Source organism: Elioraea sp., assembly GCF_051860475.1.
GTDB lineage: Bacteria > Pseudomonadota > Alphaproteobacteria > Acetobacterales > Acetobacteraceae > Elioraea.
This window is the reverse complement of sequence record NZ_JBHYDW010000003.1, coordinates 61049-81876: the sequence shown is the minus strand read 5'-3', so window position 1 is coordinate 81876 and position 20828 is coordinate 61049. Positions and strand designations below refer to the sequence as shown.

Sequence of the window (20828 nt, the reverse complement as noted above, 5' to 3'; positions counted from 1 at the left end):
TGGTGGAAGCTTCCCCCATGAACGACGTGCAGCAGGGAGCAACGGGGCCGCGCAAGCACCCCGAGATGGTGGCCTATCAGGCTGCGAGCGAGGCGGCTTTCGCCAAGTATCCGGACACCACCACCCTGCCGCTGCCGATCGCGCGCGAAATCCAGGAGGAGGTCGGGTGCGACTTCGCGCGCGGCGGCCCGGAGATGGCCGAGACGATCGAGCGGCTGCCGCAGGTGCATGGCCGCTACATGCTGGTCCGCTGCCACTACCCGGTGGCCGCGCCGCCGTTGCCGGTGCTGGTCTATCTGCACGGCGGCGGCTGGATGTGGAACAGCATCTACACGCATGACCGGCTGATCCGGTCCTATGCGGCCGCCTCGGGGCTCGCCGCGCTTGCGCCGGACTACAGCCTTTCGCCCGACAGCCGCTTCCCGACCGCGGTCGAGGAGTGCGTGGAACTCGTCCACTGGCTGGTGCGGCGCGGCGCGGAATGGGGCGTGGATCCGGGCCGAATGGTACTCGGCGGCGACTCCGCGGGTGCCAATCTCGCGGTCGCGACGGCGCTCAAGCTGCGCGATTCCGGTGGTCCGATGCCGCGCGGGCTGCTGCTGAACTATGGCGTCTATGACAGCGATCTGACGCGCCCGTCCTATCGCGCCTACGCGACCGGGCACATGCTGACCGCAGCCAAGATGAAGCTGTTCTGGGACGCCTACGCGCCGACGCCCGAGGCCCAGGCCGACCCGATCGCGGCCCCGTTGCGCGCCGATCTGCGCGGCCTGCCGCCTGCGCTGATGCACGTCGCCGAGCTGGACGTGCTGCACGACGAGAACATCGTGATGGCGGAGCGGCTGAAGGCCGCCGGGGTCGAGACGTCGATCACCGTCTATCCGGGCATGCTGCACGGGTTCCTGCGCGCGCTGGAGTATGTCGGCGCGGCCGACGCTGCCGTCATCGAGGCGGGCGCATGGCTGAAGGCCCGGGTAGCCTGAGGGCAAAACGAGGGAGGAACGAATGGGGCTGACACGACGCGATCTTCTGGCAGGCACGGCGGGCGCCGCGCTCGCGACGACGGTGACGCCGGCCGCAGCGCAGCGGCGCGGCGGCGAACTGGTGTTCGGCCAGGAAGCCTCGGTGCCAACGCTGGACATGCACTTCTCGACCAGCGTTGCCACGCGCAACACCGCGATGAACCTGTTCGAGATGCTGGTGACGCGCGACGAGCGCAATGCGCCCGTGGCCGACCTGGCCGAGACGTGGGAGGTCTCGTCCGACGGGCTGACCTACACGTTCCCCCTGCGCCGGGGTATCAAGTTCCACAACGGCAAGGACATGAGCTCGGCCGACGTGCTCGCCTCGTGGCAGCGCTACCAGCGGATCGGCATCCAGCGGCGCATCCTCGCCGCGGTCGATACGCTCGCAGCGCCGGATGCGCACACCTTCGTCGTCAAGCTGAAGGAACGGCAGCCGACCTTCCTCGACAACATCTCCGCCTTCACCACGCCGATCACCATTCATCCGGCCGAGGAGAAGGACAAGGAAGGCGGGCGGATCGAACCCATCGGCACCGGACCCTACCAGCTCGCGGAGTTCGTCGCCGACAGCCATGTCCTGATCCGCCGCTATGACGGATATGCAGCGAACACGAACCACCAGGGCACGGACGGTTTCGCCGGGCGCAAGCAGGCGCTGCTCGACAGCGTGCGACTGAGGCTCGTGCGTGAGCCGGGCGCGCGCGTCGCCGGGCTGGAGACGGGCGAGCTCCACATCGTCGAGGACGTGCCGACCCAGGCTGCGCAGCGGCTGCGCAACAACCGCGACATCCAGCTGCTGCCGCTGCGCCATTGGTGGCTGCACGCGGCCTGGGTGAACCACTCGCTGCCGCCGACCGACAACCTGCTGGTGCGCCGCGCGATCCAGACCGCCCTCGACATGGAAGCGATCATGGAGATCGCGACCGACGGTTCCTACGACCTCCAGCCCGGGCTGCAGTATCCCGGCAACCCGTACTACACGGATGCCGGCAAGCAGTACTACAACGTGCATGATCCGGACCGCGCCAAGGCGCTGCTGCGCGAGGCGGGGTATCGCGACCAGGAGCTCGTGATCATCACCAACTCCTCGTACAACAGCATGTATTCCGCCGCCGTGGTCGCGACCGAGCAGCTGCGCGCGATCGGCCTGAAGGTGCGGATGGACGTGTTCGACTGGGCGACCGCGATCGCCCGGAGGCGCGACCGCACGACCTGGAACCTGTGGTTCACGGGGCAGGGGACCGGGCCGTCGGTCGGGCCGTTCACGGCGCTGATCGACGTCGTCTCGCCGCAGCTCAACCAGTTCGTACCCGATCCGACGCTGGATGCGATCTACGCGGACCTCGTCTCGGATCCGGACGAGGCGGCGCGCAAGCGGCACTTCGCGCGGTTCCAGGAGCGGGTCTACGAGCAGGTGCATTTCCTGAAGTTCGGTGACCTGACCAAGATCCAGGCCGCGCGGAGCAGCGTGCAGGGGTTCAAGCCCTATCGCATTCCGCGCTTCTGGAACGTCTCGCTCGGCGCCTGACGCTCGGCGCCGATCGACCTGACGATGTGGCGCTTCGCCGCGACGAGGCTCGTCGCAGCGCTGCCGGTGCTGCTGCTGGTCTCGCTCGTCTCGTTCTCGGTGATGCACCTGATCCCCGGCGATCCCGCCTCCGTGATCGCGGGGCCGGCCGCCACCAACCAGGAGATCGAGGCGATCCGGCACCAGCTCGGGCTGGATCGCCCGTTCCTGGAGCAGATGCTCGCCTGGTACGGGCATGTGCTGCAAGGCGACTTCGGCCGGTCGATCCTGCTGAACACCACGGTCTGGCAGGCGATCGTCGATCGCGTGCCGGTGACGTTCTCGCTCTCCGTGCTCGCGCTGCTGATGACGATCGCGGTCGGCGTGCCCGCGGGCGTGGTTGCGGCGCTGCGGGCGAACACGGCGGTGGACGCGGCTGTCACCGGCATGGCCCTGCTCGGCGTCTCGGTGCCGTCGTTCTGGCTGGCGCTGATGCTGATCGTGCTGTTCTCGGTGATCCTGGAATGGCTGCCGACCGGCGGCTATGTGCCGTTTGCGCAGTCCCCGCTCGACTGGTTCCGCTCGCTGCTGATGCCGTCGCTCTCGCTCGCGCTGTTGCAGATCGGATTGCTCGCGCGGATCACGCGGGCGACCATGCTGGAAGTGCTGCGCCAGGACTATGTGCGCACCGCCCGCGCCAAGGGCCTGCCGCGGCTGATGGTGATCGGCAAGCACGCGCTGAAGAACGTGATGGTGCCCGTGATCACGGTGATCGGCATCAGCTTCGGCCTGCTGCTGTCGGGGTCGATCGTGATCGAGACGGTCTATTCGTTGCCCGGCATCGGCCGGCTGCTCGCGACGTCGATCTTCGGGCGCGACTACCCGGTGATCCAGGGCACGCTGCTGCTGACCGCGACCATGCTCGTGCTGCTCAACCTGGTGGTCGATCTCTTGTATGCCGCGATCGACCCGCGTGTGCGCTATGGCGGTTGAGGCCGCGGTCGCGCCGCTCGCGCCGCCGCGCCGCTTGCCGACGCTGCGGCGACTGTTCCGCCACCGCCTGTTCGTGATCGGGTTCGTGCTGTTCGGCACGATGGTGGTGCTGGCGCTGGGCGCCGAGGTGTTCGCGCCTTTCGCCCCCGAGCGGATGCAGTTCCGCATGCGGTTCCGTCCGCCGGGTGAGGGATTCCTGCTGGGCACCGACAATTTCGGCCGCGACATCCTGAGCCGATTGGTGTTCGGAGCACGGCTTTCGCTCGGCATCGGCTTCGCGGTGGTGATTGTGACCGGCGTGTTCGGGACGGTCATTGGGCTTGCGGCCGGCTACTTCCGCCGGCTCGACGAGCCGCTGATGCGCGCGATGGACGCGCTGATGGCGTTCCCGGCGGTGATGCTGGCGCTCGCGATCGCGGCCGCGCTCGGCCCCTCTGCCGTGAACGCCGTGATCGCGCTCTCGGTCGTCTACATCCCCCGCACCGCGCGCATCGTGCGCGCGAGCGTGCTGGTGGTGCGCGAGATGGAGTACGTCCAGGCGGCCCTTGCGTTTGGTGGCCGGCATCTCTGGATCCTGTGGCGCCATGTGCTGCCCAACAGCCTGGCGCCTCTGATCGTGCAGCTCACCTTCATCTTCGCCTATGCCGTGCTCGCGGAGTCGATCCTGTCCTTCCTCGGCGTGGGCCCGCCGCCGCCCACGCCCACCTGGGGCAACATGATCGCCGAGGGCAAGGACTACATCCGCGAGGCGTGGTGGATCGCGATGTGGCCCGGACTGGCGATCTGCCTCACCGTGCTCGGGCTGAACCTGCTCGGCGACGGCCTGCGCGACGTGCTCGATCCGCGGCTGAAGGTGCAGCAGGGATGACGCGGCTGCTGGAGATCGACGATCTCGCGGTCTCGTTCCGCACCGATCGTGGCGAGGTGGAGGCGCTGTCGGGCGTCTCGCTCCACCTCGACGAGGGCGAGGTGCTCGGCGTGGTCGGCGAGTCCGGTTGCGGCAAGAGCCTGACCGCGCTTGCGATCATGGGGCTCGTGCCCACGCCGCCGGGGCGCATCACACGCGGGCGCGTCCGGTTCGCCGGCCGTGACCTGCTCGGCCTCAGCGAGGCGGCGATGACGCGCATCCGCGGCGAGCAGATCGCGATGATCTTCCAGGAGCCGATGTCGGCACTGAACCCGGTCTTCACCGTCGGTGAGCAGGTCGCTGAGGTGCTGCGCGTGCACGAGGGGCTGGGCCGCGCGGCCGCGCGCGAGCGCGCCGCGCAACTGCTGGCGCGCGTCGGCATCCCCGATTCCGGACGACGGCTGGCACAGTACCCGCACGAGCTCTCCGGGGGTCTGCGCCAGCGCGTGATGATCGCTGCGGCGCTCGCGTGCCGGCCGAAGCTGCTGATCGCCGACGAACCCACCACCGCACTCGACGTCACCATCCAGGCGCAGATCCTCGCCCTGCTCGCCGATCTCCAGCGCGAGTTCGGCATGGCAACGATGCTGATCACACACGATCTCGGCGTGGTCGCGCAGGTGGTGAAGCGGGTCGTCGTCATGTACGCGGGCAAGGTGGTGGAGGAGGGGCCGGTCGAGGCGGTGTTCGGCAATCCCTCGCACCCCTACACGGCCGCGCTGATGCAGAGCATCCCGGCCCTCGCCGAGGGGGCGGCGCGCCTGCCCGCGATCCCCGGCACCGTTCCGGCGCCGGGCTCATGGCCAAGCGGCTGCCGGTTTGCGCCACGCTGCGCCCACGCGGTGCCGGAATGCGAGGTCGGCATGCCGCCGCTCCATCCCGTCGCGCCGGACCATCGCGCAGCCTGCATCCGCCATGGCGACTGACGCCCCGCTGCTCGATGCGCGTGGCCTCGCCAGGCACTACACGGTGCGTGGCGGTGGCCTGCTGCGCGCGGTGGACGGCGTCGATCTCACGGTGCGCGCCGGTGAGACGCACGCCCTGGTCGGAGAGTCCGGCTGCGGCAAGACTACGCTCGGCCGGCTGATCCTGCGCCTGGTCGAGCCGACCACCGGATCGATCCGGTTCCGCGGCGCGGACCTGCTGGCGCTGAAGCCCGAGGCGATGCGGCAGATGCGCCGCCATCTCTCGGTGATCTTCCAGGACCCCTATGGCTCGCTCGATCCGCGCATGACGGTGGCTGATATCGTCGGCGAGCCGTTGCGGATCTTCGGCGAGGGCACGCGCGCCGAACGCCGCGCGCGCGTCGAGGCGCTGCTCGCGCAGGTCGGGCTGACGCCGGCGCACGCGACGCGCCACCCGCACGAATTCTCCGGCGGGCAGCGCCAGCGCATCGGCATCGCGCGCGCCCTGGCGCTCGAGCCCGATCTCGTGGTGTGCGACGAGCCCGTCAGCGCGCTCGACGTCTCGATCCAGGCGCAGATCATCAACCTGCTGCAGGACCTCCAGCAGTCGCACGGGCTGACCTATCTGTTCGTCGCGCACGACCTGTCGGTGGTGCGCCACATCGCCGATCGGGTCGCGGTGATGTATCTCGGCCGCGTGGTCGAGGAGGCACCGAAGACGGCGCTGTTCGCGACCCCGCGTCATCCCTACACGCGCGCGCTGCTCGCCGCCGTGCCGCAGCCGAAGCCGGGCGCGCCGCCGCCGGTGCCGCTCGCCGGCGAGGTGCCGTCGCCGCTCAATCCGCCGTCCGGCTGCCGCTTCCGCACCCGCTGTCCGATCGCGGTTGCACGCTGCGCCGAGGACGATCCGGCCCTGCGCGAGCTGGCGCCGGGCCACCGCGTCGCCTGCCATCTCGCCGAAGCCTGAGGAGCCCGACCGTGAGCCCACCGCGCAAGAGCCAGATCGTTCCCGAAGTGCCGTTCGACAAGGACGGGGTGCATTGTGGCTTCCTGCGGCTGTTCCATTCCGTGCACCGCTCGGCCTACGGTTTCATTCCGATTCCGATCGCGGTGTTCCGCAACGGCACCGGCCCGACCGTGCTCTTGACCGGCGGCAACCACGGCGACGAGTACGAGGGTCAGATTGCACTCGCGAACCTGGTCCGCAGCCTGGACCACACGCGCATCAGCGGGCGCGTCATCATCCTGCCGATGCTGAACTTCCCGGCGGCGATGGCCGGCACGCGCACGTCGCCGATCGACGAGGGCAACCTGAACCGCAGCTTCCCGGGCGACCCGGACGGTACGGTAACGCAGCAGATCGCCTGGTTCGTCGCGAACGAGCTGATCCCGCTGGCCGATGCCACGGTCGATCTCCATTCGGGCGGATCGTCGCTCATGTACATCCCCTCGGCGCTGGCGCGGCGCCAGGCCGATCCCGACAGGGCGGCGCTGTCGCTCCGGCTGCTGAAGGCGTTCGCCGCGCCGGTGGCCTATCTGACCGCGGGCGGGCAGGGGACCGGACATGGCGGTACGCTGTCGGGCGCGGCGGCGACCCATGGAGTCGTCTCGCTTGGCAGCGAGCTCGGTGGGTCCGGCACGCTCACGCCCGCTGCGTTGCGGATCGCCGAGCGCGGGCTGCGCAACGTGCTGGTCGAGCTTGGCATCCTGCCGCCGGAGGATCGCGTTCCGGCGGAGGCGAGCACGCGCATCCTGGAGGTGCGCGGTGCCCAGGACTTCGTCTATGCAGCGGAGAGCGGGGTCTACGAGCCGCTGGTGGAGCTCGGCGACACGGTGAAGGCGGGCCAGCCGGCCGCCCGCATCCACACGCCCGAGACGCCCTGGCGCGAGCCGGCGACCGCGCAGTTCCTCGGCGACGGCTTCGTGCTCTGCAAGCGGGTGCCGGGCCGAACCATGCGCGGGGACTGCCTGTTCCATCTGGGGACCGACACCGGCCTCTAGGCTGCGCCGCACCCCTCAGGAAAACACCAGGAAACCCCAAGCCCACCGCAAAGACTGGCCGGCCTCGCATCCATAGGGTCCCTCCCGTCATGCCGCCGGCGCATCCCGTGCCGTTCGGCTCCCGGACAGGAGACGACCCGATGAAGACCTACACCATGCGCCGTCGTGCGTTCTGGAAGACGGCCGAGGATCTGAAGCGTTCCGCCGCCATCTCGGCCCGGGTGGGCAACGAGGAGATGGCCGACCAGGTGCGCTGGATCCGTACCTACATCGTCAACGAGCCAGACGGCACGCTCGGCACCGTCTGCGTCTACCAGGCGGTCGGGCCGGAGGCGCTGGTCGAGCACGCGCGCCGCGTCGGCATGCCGGCCGAGGACATCGTCGAGGTCGTCGACACCGCGGTGATCCGTGCCGACCCCGTGGCCGCTCAGGCGGCCTGAGCCCGGCTCGCGGAAGGAGATCGTCCCATGCTCAGGACCTTCATGTTCGCCTCCACGCTGCTGATCGCCGGTGCGACGAACGCCTATTGGCAGGTTCCGTCGTACCCCGAGCTCGATCGCTCGCGGTCGGCGGCGGAGAAGTATGTCGATGTGCAGGCCGCACTCGATGACGGCTACCGGCCGATGTTCGGCTGCGTGACCCACGGTGGTCATGGCGCGATGGGTGTGCACTACATCCATGCCGGACGGCTGAACGACGGCAGGTTGGTGCTGGATGAGCCCGAGGCGCTGATGTACGAGCCCCAGCCGGACGGTTCGCTGCACCTGGTTGCGATCGAGTACATCGTCTGGGAGAAGGACTGGCCGAGCCGCATTCCGCCCTCGTTCCTGGGTCAGCGGATGAGGCGCAAGACCTCGGTCGGGCACCACGAGGTCGAGCCGTTCTACGAGATCCATGTCTGGCACTGGCGCGACAATCCGTCGGGCCTGTTCAGCGACTGGAACCCCGCGGTGACGTGCGACCACGCTGAGATCAGGTTGGGCGCGGCAGGCGCGCCGTAAGCGGGATGGGTGGTTTGGAGGGAAGGGCCAATGGCCCCCCCCCCCCCCCCCCCCCCCCCCCCCCCCCCCCCCCCCCCCCACGAAGACAACCTTGGGGGAAAGGGCCGCAAGGCCCTTTCCCCCAAACCCCCTATCCCTAGAAAACAGCGGTGGGCGCCACGGTCGCGCCCGTGCCACCCTTCACCTTGAGCGGCTGCATGATGAACGCGAACTCGCTCTGCCCGACTTGCGCGAGGTCGTTCAGCTTCAGGTTCTCCAGCAGGTGCACGCCGTTCACCACCAGGGCGATCTGGTGCACCGGGAGCGAGGCGTGCGGCATGGTCTTGCTCGGCGCCACCTCGACCGGCCAGTTGTCCGAGCCGAGCATGATCGGCTCCTGGCGGATCAGCCACTCGGCCGCCGCTACGCCGATGCCGGGACAGGTGCGCACGTAGCGTGCGTTGTCGGTGCCCCAGTAGGCCTCCCAGCCGGTGCGGATCAGGATGACGTCGCCGCGTTCGATGCGCACGTTCTGACGGGCCATCGCCTGCTGGAGGTCCTCCACCGTGACCTCGTAGGTGTCCTCGAGCGTCGGCACACCCTTGAGCCCGGCGATGTCGATCAGCACGCCGCGGGTGAACATCTGACCGATGCCGTCCACGCCCATCTGGGTGAAGCCGCTGCGCGAGGAGATCTCGCCGACCTTGTTGCAGTTGTAGACCTCGTCGCCGATCGTCTGGTGCGGAAACGCGTCGAGCTGCGTGCCGACCTGGCCGATCTCGGTGATCACGATCTCCTCGTTCGAGCCCCGGCGGTTGGCCTGCGTGTTCATGAACATCTGCTTGAGGTGCACATCGAATCGGCGCGTGCCGAAGAACGGCATGCCGCCTTCCAGCGTGTGGCCGAGTTCCACTACACGGCCGGTCCGGATCAGCCGCGCGGCCTTCTGAACCTGCTCCGCCGTCTGGAGGTTCATCGCTCCGCGGGTATCCGCAGCACCCCATTTCGACGGACAGCGCTCTGCCGCGGGTGGCGGTGACCACGGTGCCTGGGCCGAGGCCGAGGTGGCCCGGAATCCTCCTGCCAGCCCGGCGCAGGCAAGGCAGTGTGCGAAGAGGCGGCGCGACAGCGACATGGCGTCTCCTTCCCAAACGTTATGTTATCTCATTGCGTGGCCGTCACGGCCAAGCCGACATTACACGCCGGGCCGGAGGCACATCAACCTGAGGCGGGCAGGGCGGCCGTCACGATGATCTCGACCGTCCACTCCGGCACGACCAGCTTGCCCTCGATGGTCGCGCGCGCCGGCGGATGGTCCTTGTCCACCCATGCATCCCAAGCCCGGTTCATCGCCGGCGCGTCGCGGATATCGGCGAGCACCACCAGCGCGGAGAGGATGTGCCGCTTGTCGGTGCCGGCCTTCGCGAGCATGGCGTCGATCTCGCGCAGCACCGAGGCGGTCTGCGCCTCCGCCCCCGCGATCCCGTCCTCTGGCACTTGGCCGGCGAGATAGACGGTATTGCCGTGCACGACGGCGTTGCACAGCCGTCCGTTCTCGATGTCGATGCGCCGGATCATCCCCGTTCCTCTCCGTTCCGTCGGAACCCGATGCTAGCCTCGGGCGATGGACGATGTCCTGACCGTTCCGGCAGCACTCGCGCTGGCCCTTGGACTCGGCTTCTTCCTCGGCCTCGCCTTCGAGGAGCACTACGCCGAGGACCAGGTCCGCCGCCCAGGCGGCATCCGCACCTTCCCGATGCTCGCGCTTGCCGGCGCGGTGCTGTGGCTGATCGAGCCCGAGCACGGCACCGCGTTCCTGGTATTGCTCGGCTTCGTCGCCGTGGCGATGCTGCTCTACTGGCGGGCCTGGATGGCGGCGCAGCAGTCGGGCGAGCTCCGTCCACGGGGCGGCTTGATGGTTCCCGTTGTCAACCTCGCGGCGGCAGCCATCAGGCCGGCCTGTTTGACCCAGGCGCCCTGGATCCCCGTCGGTCTGACCATGACCGCTGTGCTGCTGTTGCGCGCACGGATCAGCCTGCACGGTCTCGCCGCGCGCGTACCCGGTCGCGAGATCACCACAGCCGCGCAGTTCCTGGTGCTTGCGGGCGTCGTCCTGCCGCTCGTGCCGCACGATCCGATTGCGGCGTGGCTGCCGCTCACCCCCTTCCAGATCTGGCTCGCCGTGATCGCGATGAGCGGGATCTCGTGGGGAACCTATCTGCTCCAGCGCTACGTCTCGCCGGGCCACGGGCCGCTGATCGGCGCGGCGGTCGGGGGACTCTACTCCTCGACCGCGGCCACGGTCGCGCTCGCGCGCGTGCTGCGCGATGCGTCGGGCCGCCAGCCCGTGGTCGAGGCGGCGATCGTGCTCGCGACCGCGGTGATGTTCCTGCGCATCGTGCTGATCGCGGCCGTGTTCGACACCGGCTTCGCGCTGACGCTCGCGCCCTGGCTGATCGGCCTCGGCGCGGCGGCCGGCCTCGCCGCCATGGTGCTGCTGCGCGACGGGCGCGGGCTCAAGCCCGAGCTGCCGAACCCGGCCGGCAACCCGCTGCGCATCGGCACCGCTCTGGCGTTTGCCGTCCTGTTCATCTCGGTGTCCGCGGCGACCGCCTGGCTCGGCGGCCGGTTCGGTGCGGCCGGGCTCTATGCGGTCGCCGCGGCCGTCGGCCTCGGCGATCTCGACGCGATCACCATCCGCCTCGCCACGGCGCCCGTGCCCGGCGGCGCCGGCGCGATCCTCATCGCCACCGCCTCGAACAACATCGTCAAGGGTTGCGTCGCGCTCGGCTTCGGCGGCGGGCGCCGCGCCTGGCGTCCGGCCGGCACGCTCTACGCCCTGTCGGCGGCAACCTGGAGAGCGGTCGCGCTGGCGATCTGATCTGGATCAAGGCAGCCCCGCTGCCCATACTCTATTGGCAGAGCACCGCCGAGAGACAAGATCCGAACAAGCGCGCGGTGACGGCCGAGAGCCGGCTGCGGCCGGAGTGCGGAGGAACGGCAATGCACACCGAGACGATCGAGGCGGTCCGCCTGGGCCGATACGGCGCCCTCCTTACCGCCGGCGAGGCGGAGATCGAGGCCGACACGGGAGGCGAGGCGCGGACGGACGCGCTCGGCCCCATCGGCTTGCAGCTCTCCGCGGTCGCCGCGTGCCTCATGCACACGATCGAGACGCTTGCGCCGCGGCATGACGTGCGGATCGACGGCGTGGCGATGTCCGTGTCGGGAGACTGGGACGAGACGGAAGGGCTTCAACGTGTCGGCTACCACATCGTGCTGCAGACCGACGCGCCCGCAGGTTCGGTGGAGGCGCTGCATCACGAGGTCCAGCACCATGGGGCGGTCTGCGCGACGCTCCGCCGTACCGTGCCGATCGCGGGGCTGATGCGGCGGACAGAAACTGCCGGCGCCGGCAACGTCGAAGCGTGACGCAGGGGCGCCGCCCCCGCCCCCCGGTCAGATGATCGCGTGGCGCACCCGCGCCGAGAGCCACTCGCTGACCACGACCGTGCCGAGGATGAGCAGCAGGATCATCGTTACCTGCGGCCAGGCGAGCGTGTTGATGCTCGCCTGAAGCTGCATCCCTATGCCGCCCGCGCCGACCAGGCCAAGCACCGTCGCCTCGCGGATGTTGATGTCCCAGCGGAACACGCTGATCCCGGCGAAGGCCGGCATCACCTGCGGTACAATGCCCCAGGCCAAGACCTGCGCGCGGCCTGCGCCGGTCGCCTTCACCGCCTCGACCTGGCTCTCGTCGATCTCCTCGATCGCCTCGTAGAGCAGCTTGCCGATGAAGCCGATCGAACGCAGCCCGATCGCCAGGATGCCCGCGAACATGCCGGGGCCGAAGATGATCACCAGGATCAACGCCCAGATCAGGCTGTTGACCGACCGCGACGAGACGACGATGAACAGCGCCACCGGGCGCGCCAGCACGACCGAGGGCGTGGTGTTGTGCGCGGCCAGGAACGCCACCGGCACGCCGATCGCGAGCGCCAGCACCGTCCCCAGCGTGGCGATGTTGATCGTGTCCCACATCGCCCGCCAGAGCTGGTTCGCATAGGCCCAGCGCGGCGGAAACGCGCGATCCAGCAGGTCCGCCGCCTGGGTCGGCGCATCCCAGACGAACGCCCAGATCGTCTGGTCGCTGATGAACTGGAAGCACAGCACCGTCAGCGCAACGCCGCCGAGCCAGCCGAACCACGACGCCATGTCGGCCGCGGTGGTGCGCCGCATCCACAGCTTCGCGCCGTCGCCGTTTGCGATCACCGGCATCACTGCACCGCCCGGCGGATGAACCCGCTCGTGTACTCGCAGACCATCACGATGGTGATGATGATCAGCAGAATCGCCGCCGAGGTGCCGAACTCGTAGCGGTCGAGCGAGGAGTTCAGCGTGTCGCCGATCCCGCCGGCGCCGACGAGTCCCAGCACCGCGCTCTCGCGGAAATTGATGTCGAAGCGGTAGGCCGAGAGGCCGATGAAGCGGGGCAGCACCTGCGGCTGGATGCCCCAGGCGAGCAGCTGGAACCACGAGGCCCCGGTCGCCCGCACCGCCTCGGCCTGGGACTTCTCGATGTCCTCGATGTCCTCGGCCAGCAACTTGCCCATGAAGCCGATCGTCGAGAACGTCAGCGTCAGCATCCCGGCGAGCGGACCGAAGCCGAACATCGCCACGAACAGGATGGCGATGATGATCTCCTGGAAGGTGCGGCTCAGCGCGATGAACCCACGGCAGAACAGGTAGATCGGCATGGGCGCGAGATTGCGGGACGCGCCGAGCGCCACCGGCACCGACAGGATCACCCCGAACGCGGTCGAGGTGACCGTCATGGTGAGGCTCTCGAGCAGTCCCTCCTCGATCTCGAGCCAGTGGGTGACGAAGTCAGGCGGGAAGAATGCGCCGAGGAAGCGCGCGCCGCGCTCGACTCCCTCGGCCGCACGCACCCAGTTCACCTCCAGCGTGGCGATTGCGAGCACGGCGTAGACGAGCGCGCCGCCATAGACCGCCCAGCGAAGCCATGCCGCCTCGATCAGCGGCGGTGGGCGCCAGGCGCGCGCGGCGACGGCGGCCGCGTCCATCACTGGCGTGCCCCCTCACACTGACTATCTCCCCCGTTCCGGTGGAGAGGGCACCCGGTCGCAGCGCGGCTCCCCTCTCCCGCGCGGGAGAGGGTCAGGGGGAGGGCACGCTTGCGCATCATTCCGCCGCAGCGATCCGGGCCGCCTCGACCGCGGGCGGCTCGTCCTCGTCGTCGTCCTCCGCCGTGCGGATCGTCGCCGACCAGTCCTCCTCGCCATAGATCGTCGTCAGCACCTCGGGGGTGAGGTCCAAGGCCGGGCCGTCGAACACGATCCGCCCCGCATGCAGCCCGACGATCCGCTCGGCGAACTGCTGGGCGAGCGCCACGTCGTGGATGTTGATGATCGCGGCGAGCCCGCGCTCGCGCGCGAGCTCGATGATCAGCCGCATGATCTGCCGGCTGGTCTTCGGGTCGAGGCTCGCGGTCGGCTCGTCGACCAAGAGCAGTTCGGGGTCCTGCATCAGCGCGCGCACGATGCCCACGCGCTGGCGCTGCCCGCCCGAGAGCGCATCGGCCCGCTTGTCCACCATCTCGTCGAGCCCGACGCGCGCGAGCAGCCTGAACGCCTCCTCGATGTCGGCGAGGGGGAAGCGGCGGAGCCAGGAGCGCCAGAATCCGACATAGCCGAGCCGGCCGGAGAGCACGTTCTCCATCACGGTCAGCCGCTCCACCAGCGCGTATTCCTGGAAGATCATCCCCATCCGGCGCCGCGCGCGCCGGAGCGCGCGATCGCCGAGCGCGGTCAGCACGGTCTCGCCGAGCCGGATCGTGCCCGCGGTCGGCTCGACGAGCCGGTTGACGCAGCGGATCAGCGTGGACTTGCCGGCACCCGAGGGGCCGATCAATGCCATCACCTGGCCCTTGGGAACGGTCAGCGAAACGTCGTCGAGGGCGAGGTCACCCGTCGGGTAGCGCTTGGTCAGCCCCTCGATCACCAGCATCGGGTCACTCCGGACAGGCACGGGGCGGCCGGGATCGCCCCCGGCCGCCCCCAAGGTTACTCCGGATCAGCGGCAGGCGTAGGACACGTTCATCGCCGCGTCGATCTCGCGGATGACCGCCCAGTGCTCCTTGTAGGTGATCGGCATGAACGCCTCCTGCGGCGGATTGGCCTTGCCGAACTCCGCGAGCAAGGCGGTGCCGTCCCACTGGAAGCTGGCGAAGGCCTCGCGCACCTTCGCCTGGAGCTCCGGGTGCAGGTTGTAGACATAGCCGTAGCCGGTCGTCGGGAAGGACTGGCTCCTGTAGATCGTGCGGATCGCGGTGCGGTCGACGACGCCGCGCTCGAACATCCGGTACATCACGCTGTTGGCGATCGCGGCCGCCTCGTAGTCGCGGTTGGCGACGCCGACGATGGAGTTGTCGTGCCGGCCCGAGAAGGCGGGCTTGAAGTCGCGCTCGGCCACCAGGCCGTAGTTCTTCTCGAGCAGCGCAGACGGCGCCTTGAAGCCGGAGTTCGAGGTCTGCGCCGTGAACGCCACCGTGCGGCCGCGCAGGTCCTCCATCCGCTGGATCGGGCTGTCGCGGTGGACGATGAATTCCATTTCGTAGCCGAATCTGTTGTCCTTCGAGGCCATCATGGTGAAGGGCACGAAGCCGGCACAGTTCACCGCGAGCGGGTTCGAGCCGGTGTTGAACCCGGCAACATGCAGGCGCCCGGCGCGCATCGCCTCGATCTGCGCCGCGTTCGACTGCACCGGGAAGAACTGCACGCGCCGCCCCGTCACCTTCGCCAGGTGGTCCGTGAACTCGGCCCAGACGCGGCGATACACTGCGGGATCCTCGACCGGGGTGTAGGCAAAGACGAGGGTCTGCGGGTTCACCCACTGGCTCGGGTCGGTCGGGGTATCCGCGACCAGGTCTCCGTCGCGGTCGCAGAACCGCACGTCGAGTGCCCCCCGCGGGCAGTCCTGGGCCGCCTGGGCGGCCACATCGGGCGCGAAGGCCACACCAGCCGTCAACGCGGCGAACAGCGCCGCGCGGCGCGTCGTCTCCATCATGCCGATCTCTCCCTGTCCGGCGACTCACGGATGAGCCCGAGGCTTCATCCATGCCGCGGCCGAAATACGGACGCGCGCCGGACAGGGCAAATGACCGAACGATGACGTTGTGCAGGCGTAACCTGGTCACCGGCAGGTGTATGACACACCCGACGCCGTATCGACGTCGCGGATCACCTTCCAGTACTCCTGGTAGGTGATCGGCATGAACTTCGAGACCGGCGGCTGGCTCTTCTGGAACTCGGCGTAGAGCGCCGTGCCCTCCCAGGCGAAGTTGAAGAATGCCTCTCTGATCTTTGCCTGGAGGTCAGGGTGGAGATTGTGCACCAGGCCATAGGCCGTGGTGGGGAAGGGGTCGGACTTGTAGATCGACCGCAGCGCGTCGCGCGGCACCACGTTGCGCTCGAACATGCGGAACATCACGGAATCGGCGATTGGCGCGGCGTCGTAGTCCTTGTTCGCGACCCCGGTGATGGAGTTGTCGTGCCGGCCGGAGAAGGCGGTGCGGTAGTCGGTGCCTTCCCGCAGGCCGAACTGCTCGCGGAGCAGCCAGGACGGATACTTGTAGCCTGAGTTCGAGGTCGGCGAGGTGAAGGCGATGTTCCGTCCGCGCAGGTCCGCGACCGTCTGGATCGGGCTGTCGCGGTGCACGATGATCTGCATGTGGTAGCCGAATGCGTCGTCCTTCGAGGCCATCATGGCGAAGGGCGCAAACCCGGCGCAGTTGACCGCCAACGGAACCGCGCCGGTGTTGAACCCGGCCACGTGCAGGCGCCCGGCGCGCATCGCCTCGATCTGCGCGGCATTCGACTGCACCGGGAAGAACTGCACCTGCCGCCCCGTGGCCTTGGCGAGATGGTCGATGAACTCGGCCCAGACCCGGCGATAGACCGCAGGGTCCTCGACCGGCGTGTAGGCGAACACCAGGGTGCGTGGATCGGTGAGCTGGCGCGCGTCCGTCGGCACATCGGCGATCAGGTCGCCGTCGCGGTCGCAGAACCGGGCGTCGAGCGTACCGCGCGGGCAGTCCTGCGCGGACGCGCCCAAGGGTGTCAGAGCGAACCCGCCCAGCAGCAACCCGGCGAGTGCCCAGCGGCGCGTCGTCTCGGTCATGGTCGTTCCTCCCGTGGCCCCCCGGGTGCGTCCCGGCAGAGGCTACGGGAAGAATGACATATGACAGATTTATGACAACGGCCGACCGCGTGTCAGCCGGCCAGCGCCTCGGCGATCCTGCTCGTGTTGTGGCGGATCATCGCCTCGTAGGTCGGCGCCGGGCCGTCCGGGCCGGAGAGCGCATCGGAGTAGAGCGTGCCGCCGACGCGCGCACCCGACTCGGCGGCGACCTGTTCGAGGATGCGCGGATTCGCCATGCCCTCGACGAAGATCGCGGTGATGCGCTCGCGCCGGATCTGCTGCACCAGCCGGGAGATGTGCTGCGCCGAGGGCTCGCCGCGCGTGGTCACGCCCTGGGCGGCGAGGAAGTCGATCCCGTAGCGCTCGCCGTAGTAGGCGAAGGCGTCGTGGCTGGTGACGACACGGCGTCGGGCGCGCGGAATGTCGGCGTACTGCGCCTCCACCTGGGCGTGCAACGCCTCGAGCCGCTCGTTGTAGCGCGCGGCGTTGGCGTCGTAGCTCGCCTTGCCGGCGGGGTCGGCGGCGGCGAGCCCGGCGGCGATGCGGCGCACCATCACCTGCGCGCGCTTGGGGTCCTGCCAGATATGCGGATCGGTCTGCCCGTGTCCGTGGCCGTGTCCGTGGGAATGCCCGTGCGAGTGCCCGTGCGAGTGTCCGTGCTGCGCCCGCAGCGTGCGGATGCCCTGGCTTGCGAGCACTTGCGTGCCCTTGAAGTCGGCCGCGCGGATCAGCCGCGTCATCCAGCCTTCGAAGCCGAGCCCGTTCAGCACCACCACGCGCGCGGTGGCGATACGCCGGGCATCGCCCGGCGCTGGCTGGAGCGCGTGCGCGTCCTGGTCGGGGCCGACCAGCGTGTCGATCCGCACGCGTTCGCCGCCCACCTCGCGCACGAAATCAGCGAGAATCGAGAACGAGACAACCACGGGGATCGGTTCGGCGGCACGCGCGCCGGTTGCGGCGAGGCTCAGCGTGGCGGTGCCCAGCAGGGCATGGCGACGAGTCAGCATCGGATCCTCCTTCTTCAGCCGGCGTAGTGCGGCCGGCGCAGGACGCGCGCGAGCAGCGAGCCCTCGGGTCCCGCCGCAAGCGAGAGAAGCCAGAACGCCCCGGCGGTCAGCACGATCGCCGGTCCGGTCGGGATGTCGGCGTGAAAGGACAGCGTGAGCCCGATCGCCGAGGCGAGCATCGCCAGCACCGCGGCCGCGACCACCTGGCCGCCGAGCGAGCCTGACCAGAACCGAGCGGCGGTGGCGGGCAGCATCATCAGCCCGACCGCCATCAGCGTGCCGAGCGCTTGGAACGCCGCGACCAGGTTCAGCACCACGAGCGCCAGGAAGCCGAGATGCCACACCGCGCCCCGCCCGCGCGCAACGCGCAGGAAGCCCGGATCGAAGGTCTCGATCACCAGCGGCCGCCACATCACCGCGAGTGCCACGAGCGTGACGGACGCAGTGCCGGCCATGAACAGCAGCGCCGGATCGTCCACCGCCAGGACGGCGCCGAACAGCAGCGCGAGCAGATCGACCTGGCCGCCGCCCGCCGAGACGATCGCCACGCCAAGCGCGAGAGCGACGAGATAGAACCCCGCGAGGGAGGCGTCCTCGCGCAGCGCCGTGCCGCGCGCGGCGAGCCCAGCGCCGAGCACGACAGCGAGCCCGGCAAGCACGCCGCCCGCGCTCATCGCCACGAGCGAGAGGCCGAACACGGCAACGCCCAGCGCGACCCCCGGCAGGATCGCATGGCCGAGCGCATCCCCGATCAGCGAGAGCCGCCGCAGCACCAGGAACACGCCGAGCGGCGGGGCGGAAAGCGAGAGCGCAAGGCATCCCACGAGTGCTCGGCGCATGAACGCAAATTCGAGGAACGGATCGAGCAGCATGGCGGTCAGGCCGCGCGGCGGGTCTCGTTGTGCGCGCAGACCCCCGCGTCCTCGCCCCAGGCCTCGGCCATCATGCGCGCGCGGAACAGATTGGCAGCCGACAGCGCCGTCTGCGTCGGCCCCCAGGCGATCGCCTCGCGCGCGAGCAGGAGCGCGTCGGGGAACTGCGCGCGAACCATCTCCAGGTCGTGCAGCACGGCGATCACGGTGCGGCCCTTGCCGTGCCAGCGCGTCACCACGCGCATCAGGTCGGCGGTGGTGCGCGCATCGATCGCGGTGAACGGCTCGTCGAGCAGCATCACCGGCGCGTCCTGGAGCAGCATGCGCGCGAACAGCACGCGCTGGAACTGCCCGGCCGAGAGCGTGGCGATCGGGCGGCGGGCGAAGCCGTCGAGCCCGACGGCGCCGAGGGCCTCCGCCGTGCGCGTGGCGGCCTCGCCGTTCATGCGGCGGAACGGGCCCACCCGGCCCCAGTGCCCCATCGCCACGACCTCGGCGCAGGCGAGCGGGAAGCTGCGGTCGAGCGCGGCCTGCTGCGGCAGATAGGCAATGTCGCGCGGATCGATCCCGCCCCGGTCGATCCGGCCCTGGTCGATCGGCAGTTCGCCCATCAGCGCGCGCAGGAGTGTGGTCTTGCCCGCACCGTTCGGGCCGACGATCGCGGTCATGCTGCCGGGTGCGAAGGTGCCTGAGACGTGGTGCACCGCCGGATGCCGCCGAAACGCGACGGTGACGTCGGCGAGGCGGATCGACGCGGTCACAGCATCGCCCACAGCACTAGCGCCCAGAGCGCGACAAGCAACGGCGCGACCAGCGCAAGGCGACGGCCGGCGCCATCGGCAAGCGAGAAGGGGCCAAACATAGTTACTGTATAACATGACAAATTCGGCGCCGCCAACCCGGGACTCGGCGGCGCCGTGCGATGCTGGCGCTCCCCGACCATCCGGATGCGCCATGCCCCAGCTCGCCCTTGCCGTCGCGATCGTCTGCGAGGTGATTGCCACCGCAGCGTTGAAGTCCTCCGACGGCTTCACCCGGCTCTGGCCGAGCCTGCTGGTGATCGCGGGCTATGCGCTCGCGTTCTACGCACTCTCGCTTGCTCTGCGCACGATCCCGGTGGGTGTGGCCTACGCGATCTGGTCGGGAGTCGGGATCGTCGGCATCGCGTTGATCGGCTGGCTGGTGTTCCGCCAGGCGCTCGACGCGCCGGCGCTGATCGGGATCGGGCTGATCCTCGCCGGCGTGCTGGTGCTGAATCTGTTCTCGGCGGGCGTAAAGGGCGGGGCGTGAGCTGCTCGGCCGCCGACTGCGGGCCTGAGGTGCTGCGCCGGGCGTGCCACCGGCCTGCGCGGGCTGCGGCCGGCCGCGCTGGTCGGTCGACGCCGATGTCAGTTCGCGGCGAGGCCGAGGCCCTGTGCGACCTGACCCCAGCGCTCGTCCTCTGCCTTCAGCTTCGCCGCGGACTCGACGGCGTTCAGGCCGACCGCTTCCGCGCCGAGCGCATTCAGCTTCGCAACCACCGTCGGGTCGCGCGCAGCGGCAACCGCGGCCCCTTCGAGCCGCCTGACGACGGCCTCCGGCAGCCCGCGCGGCGCGGTCAGCGTGAACCAGCCGACCAACTCGAAGCCCGGGATGGTCTCAGCGGCGACCGGCACATCGGGCACCAGTGGGTGCCGGCTGGACGAGGCGAGGGCAAGTCCGCGGGCGCGACCGTCGCGCAGCATCGGCAGAGCTGCCGGCAACAGGTTCATGTAGAGCTGGATCGTGCCCATCTGGAGATCGGTGAAGGCCTGCGTGAGGTTCGCGTAGTGGACCGCTTCGCATGCCACACCCATCGCGTTCGTCAGCAGCACCGTCGCAAGGTGCAGGAAGCTGCCCTTGCCGGGTGTGCCGCAGCGCGTGCCGGGCGCCGCCCTCAAGCTCTCGCGGAGTGCCGCCAGATCGCGCGGCGGGAAGCCGGGTGCGGACGTCAGTACAACGGGCGTTGCGGCAAAGACGCTGATCGGCGTGAGGTCGGTGCGTGGATCGAATGTCAGGTCCTTCACCACATGCCGGAGCGTCACGAGGGTCGGTGCCGCGAAGCCGATGGTGCCGCCGTCGGGCGATGCACGCGCGACCGCTTCGAGGGCGGTGACGCCAGCCGCGCCGGGCCGGTTTTCGACCTCGACAGTGCTGCCGAGGCGCTCGCGCAATGCTTCGGCCAGCACGCGGCCGAGCAGGTCGGTGTTGCTGCCGGCGGGGAAACCGAGGACCAACCTGGTTGGTCCCGTGGACATCCCTTGCGCCGAGGCCGACTCCGCGCCGGCGATGCCGGCGAATAGCCCGATGACGACGGCGACGCGGAATGGGTGCCTGGACATGGGCGTGTTCCTCCGTTTCTTCATTATGATTTGGAGACCGAAACGCGGACG

General features: G+C 69.6%; 23 protein-coding genes. 12 read left to right on the top strand and 11 right to left on the bottom strand.

Going from position 1 to position 20828, the window contains the following annotated elements; translation table 11 throughout:
* The first annotated feature begins 17 nt into the window (after positions 1–17).
* The 9 genes from ACTIFU_RS01330 (at position 18) to ACTIFU_RS01290 (ending at position 8339) form a co-directional block, all read left to right on the top strand.
* Positions 18–983 (top strand): alpha/beta hydrolase, encoded by a 966-nt coding sequence (locus tag ACTIFU_RS01330; RefSeq protein WP_439576474.1) that lies wholly within the window; start codon positions 18–20, stop codon positions 981–983.
* Between the two features lie 22 nt (positions 984–1005).
* A complete protein-coding gene (locus ACTIFU_RS01325) occupies positions 1006–2553 on the top strand; it encodes an ABC transporter substrate-binding protein (RefSeq protein ID WP_439576473.1) in 1548 nt (515 codons plus the stop codon).
* Between the two features lie 24 nt (positions 2554–2577).
* A complete protein-coding gene (locus ACTIFU_RS01320) occupies positions 2578–3525 on the top strand; it encodes an ABC transporter permease (RefSeq protein WP_439576472.1) in 948 nt (315 codons plus the stop codon).
* Positions 3515–4393: an ABC transporter permease gene (locus ACTIFU_RS01315; RefSeq protein ID WP_439576471.1), complete on the top strand. Its 879-nt coding sequence runs from the start codon at positions 3515–3517 to the stop codon at positions 4391–4393. Before ACTIFU_RS01320 ends, ACTIFU_RS01315 begins: the two co-directional genes overlap by 11 nt.
* Positions 4390–5358 carry an ABC transporter ATP-binding protein gene (locus ACTIFU_RS01310; RefSeq protein ID WP_439576470.1) on the top strand — a complete coding sequence of 323 codons (969 nt, stop codon included), beginning with the start codon at positions 4390–4392 and terminating at the stop codon, positions 5356–5358. Before ACTIFU_RS01315 ends, ACTIFU_RS01310 begins: the two co-directional genes overlap by 4 nt.
* Positions 5348–6304, top strand: coding sequence for an ABC transporter ATP-binding protein (locus ACTIFU_RS01305; protein ID WP_439576469.1), 957 nt, complete (start codon positions 5348–5350; stop codon positions 6302–6304). The genes ACTIFU_RS01310 and ACTIFU_RS01305 overlap by 11 nt, the downstream gene beginning before the upstream one ends.
* An 11-nt stretch (positions 6305–6315) precedes the next feature.
* Complete coding sequence (locus ACTIFU_RS01300) at positions 6316–7338, top strand: succinylglutamate desuccinylase/aspartoacylase family protein (protein ID WP_439576468.1); 1023 nt, start codon at positions 6316–6318, stop codon at positions 7336–7338.
* 140 nt (positions 7339–7478) lie between these two features.
* Complete coding sequence (locus ACTIFU_RS01295) at positions 7479–7778, top strand: nickel-binding protein (protein WP_439576467.1); 300 nt, start codon at positions 7479–7481, stop codon at positions 7776–7778.
* 27 nt (positions 7779–7805) lie between these two features.
* Entirely contained in the window at positions 7806–8339 is a 534-nt protein-coding gene (locus ACTIFU_RS01290; RefSeq protein WP_439576466.1) for a hypothetical protein, read from the top strand.
* 136 nt (positions 8340–8475) lie between these two features.
* On the opposite strand, the gene ACTIFU_RS01285 is transcribed toward ACTIFU_RS01290, so the two are convergent.
* The gene (locus ACTIFU_RS01285; RefSeq protein WP_439576465.1) at positions 8476–9294 is read right to left on the bottom strand and encodes a cyclase family protein; all 819 of its coding nucleotides are present in this window, start codon (positions 9292–9294) and stop codon (positions 8476–8478) included.
* A gap of 242 nt (positions 9295–9536) precedes the next feature.
* Complete coding sequence (locus ACTIFU_RS01280) at positions 9537–9896, bottom strand: RidA family protein (protein WP_439576464.1); 360 nt, start codon at positions 9894–9896, stop codon at positions 9537–9539.
* Between the two features lie 46 nt (positions 9897–9942).
* On the opposite strand from ACTIFU_RS01280, the gene ACTIFU_RS01275 reads away from it, so the two are divergent.
* Both ACTIFU_RS01275 and ACTIFU_RS01270 read left to right on the top strand, forming a co-directional pair.
* Positions 9943–11199, top strand: coding sequence for an MgtC/SapB family protein (locus ACTIFU_RS01275; protein ID WP_439576463.1), 1257 nt, complete (start codon positions 9943–9945; stop codon positions 11197–11199).
* A gap of 122 nt (positions 11200–11321) precedes the next feature.
* The gene (locus tag ACTIFU_RS01270) at positions 11322–11750 is read left to right on the top strand and encodes an OsmC family protein (protein ID WP_439576462.1); all 429 of its coding nucleotides are present in this window, start codon (positions 11322–11324) and stop codon (positions 11748–11750) included.
* Between the two features lie 27 nt (positions 11751–11777).
* Here the strand turns inward: ACTIFU_RS01270 and phnE (ACTIFU_RS01265) are convergent, their stop codons facing one another.
* The 8 genes from phnE (ACTIFU_RS01265) to ACTIFU_RS01230 all read right to left on the bottom strand — a co-directional run bounded on the left by phnE (ACTIFU_RS01265) (position 11778) and on the right by ACTIFU_RS01230 (position 19178).
* Positions 11778–12596 (bottom strand): phosphonate ABC transporter, permease protein PhnE, encoded by an 819-nt coding sequence (phnE, locus tag ACTIFU_RS01265; RefSeq protein ID WP_439576461.1) that lies wholly within the window; start codon positions 12594–12596, stop codon positions 11778–11780.
* Complete coding sequence (gene phnE, locus ACTIFU_RS01260) at positions 12596–13402, bottom strand: phosphonate ABC transporter, permease protein PhnE (protein ID WP_439576460.1); 807 nt, start codon at positions 13400–13402, stop codon at positions 12596–12598. Before phnE (ACTIFU_RS01260) ends, phnE (ACTIFU_RS01265) begins: the two co-directional genes overlap by 1 nt.
* Before the next feature lie 118 nt (positions 13403–13520).
* Positions 13521–14345 (bottom strand): phosphonate ABC transporter ATP-binding protein, encoded by an 825-nt coding sequence (gene phnC, locus ACTIFU_RS01255; protein ID WP_439576459.1) that lies wholly within the window; start codon positions 14343–14345, stop codon positions 13521–13523.
* Positions 14346–14411: 66 nt separating this feature from the next.
* The gene (phnD, locus tag ACTIFU_RS01250; protein ID WP_439576458.1) at positions 14412–15404 is read right to left on the bottom strand and encodes a phosphate/phosphite/phosphonate ABC transporter substrate-binding protein; all 993 of its coding nucleotides are present in this window, start codon (positions 15402–15404) and stop codon (positions 14412–14414) included.
* 126 nt (positions 15405–15530) lie between these two features.
* The gene (gene phnD, locus ACTIFU_RS01245) at positions 15531–16517 is read right to left on the bottom strand and encodes a phosphate/phosphite/phosphonate ABC transporter substrate-binding protein (RefSeq protein ID WP_439576457.1); all 987 of its coding nucleotides are present in this window, start codon (positions 16515–16517) and stop codon (positions 15531–15533) included.
* Positions 16518–16609: 92 nt separating this feature from the next.
* Positions 16610–17545, bottom strand: a complete 936-nt coding sequence (locus ACTIFU_RS01240) for a metal ABC transporter solute-binding protein, Zn/Mn family (protein WP_439576456.1) — start codon at positions 17543–17545, stop codon at positions 16610–16612.
* Between the two features lie 14 nt (positions 17546–17559).
* Complete coding sequence (locus ACTIFU_RS01235) at positions 17560–18417, bottom strand: metal ABC transporter permease (RefSeq protein WP_439576455.1); 858 nt, start codon at positions 18415–18417, stop codon at positions 17560–17562.
* 5 nt (positions 18418–18422) lie between these two features.
* Entirely contained in the window at positions 18423–19178 is a 756-nt protein-coding gene (locus tag ACTIFU_RS01230) for a metal ABC transporter ATP-binding protein (protein ID WP_439576454.1), read from the bottom strand.
* 193 nt (positions 19179–19371) lie between these two features.
* On the opposite strand from ACTIFU_RS01230, the gene ACTIFU_RS01225 reads away from it, so the two are divergent.
* Positions 19372–19707, top strand: a complete 336-nt coding sequence (locus ACTIFU_RS01225; protein ID WP_439576453.1) for a DMT family transporter — start codon at positions 19372–19374, stop codon at positions 19705–19707.
* Positions 19708–19805: 98 nt separating this feature from the next.
* Here ACTIFU_RS01225 and ACTIFU_RS01220 read toward each other — a convergent pair whose 3' ends face one another.
* Entirely contained in the window at positions 19806–20777 is a 972-nt protein-coding gene (locus ACTIFU_RS01220) for a Bug family tripartite tricarboxylate transporter substrate binding protein (protein WP_439576452.1), read from the bottom strand.
* Between the last annotated feature and the right edge of the window lie 51 nt (positions 20778–20828).

Coding starts and splice junctions, on each gene's coding strand:
- ACTIFU_RS01330 (WP_439576474.1), top strand. CDS start 18: ATGAACGACGTGCAGCAGGGAGCAACGGGGCCGCGCAAGCACCCCGAG.
- ACTIFU_RS01325 (WP_439576473.1), top strand. CDS start 1,006: ATGGGGCTGACACGACGCGATCTTCTGGCAGGCACGGCGGGCGCCGCG.
- ACTIFU_RS01320 (WP_439576472.1), top strand. CDS start 2,578: ATGTGGCGCTTCGCCGCGACGAGGCTCGTCGCAGCGCTGCCGGTGCTG.
- ACTIFU_RS01315 (WP_439576471.1), top strand. CDS start 3,515: ATGGCGGTTGAGGCCGCGGTCGCGCCGCTCGCGCCGCCGCGCCGCTTG.
- ACTIFU_RS01310 (WP_439576470.1), top strand. CDS start 4,390: ATGACGCGGCTGCTGGAGATCGACGATCTCGCGGTCTCGTTCCGCACC.
- ACTIFU_RS01305 (WP_439576469.1), top strand. CDS start 5,348: ATGGCGACTGACGCCCCGCTGCTCGATGCGCGTGGCCTCGCCAGGCAC.
- ACTIFU_RS01295 (WP_439576467.1), top strand. CDS start 7,479: ATGAAGACCTACACCATGCGCCGTCGTGCGTTCTGGAAGACGGCCGAG.
- ACTIFU_RS01290 (WP_439576466.1), top strand. CDS start 7,806: ATGCTCAGGACCTTCATGTTCGCCTCCACGCTGCTGATCGCCGGTGCG.
- ACTIFU_RS01285 (WP_439576465.1), bottom strand. CDS start 9,294: ATGAACCTCCAGACGGCGGAGCAGGTTCAGAAGGCCGCGCGGCTGATC.
- ACTIFU_RS01280 (WP_439576464.1), bottom strand. CDS start 9,896: ATGATCCGGCGCATCGACATCGAGAACGGACGGCTGTGCAACGCCGTC.
- ACTIFU_RS01275 (WP_439576463.1), top strand. CDS start 9,943: ATGGACGATGTCCTGACCGTTCCGGCAGCACTCGCGCTGGCCCTTGGA.
- ACTIFU_RS01270 (WP_439576462.1), top strand. CDS start 11,322: ATGCACACCGAGACGATCGAGGCGGTCCGCCTGGGCCGATACGGCGCC.
- phnE (WP_439576461.1), bottom strand. CDS start 12,596: ATGCCGGTGATCGCAAACGGCGACGGCGCGAAGCTGTGGATGCGGCGC.
- phnE (WP_439576460.1), bottom strand. CDS start 13,402: ATGGACGCGGCCGCCGTCGCCGCGCGCGCCTGGCGCCCACCGCCGCTG.
- phnC (WP_439576459.1), bottom strand. CDS start 14,345: ATGCTGGTGATCGAGGGGCTGACCAAGCGCTACCCGACGGGTGACCTC.
- phnD (WP_439576458.1), bottom strand. CDS start 15,404: ATGATGGAGACGACGCGCCGCGCGGCGCTGTTCGCCGCGTTGACGGCT.
- phnD (WP_439576457.1), bottom strand. CDS start 16,517: ATGACCGAGACGACGCGCCGCTGGGCACTCGCCGGGTTGCTGCTGGGC.
- ACTIFU_RS01240 (WP_439576456.1), bottom strand. CDS start 17,545: ATGCTGACTCGTCGCCATGCCCTGCTGGGCACCGCCACGCTGAGCCTC.
- ACTIFU_RS01235 (WP_439576455.1), bottom strand. CDS start 18,417: ATGCTGCTCGATCCGTTCCTCGAATTTGCGTTCATGCGCCGAGCACTC.
- ACTIFU_RS01225 (WP_439576453.1), top strand. CDS start 19,372: ATGCCCCAGCTCGCCCTTGCCGTCGCGATCGTCTGCGAGGTGATTGCC.
- ACTIFU_RS01220 (WP_439576452.1), bottom strand. CDS start 20,777: ATGTCCAGGCACCCATTCCGCGTCGCCGTCGTCATCGGGCTATTCGCC.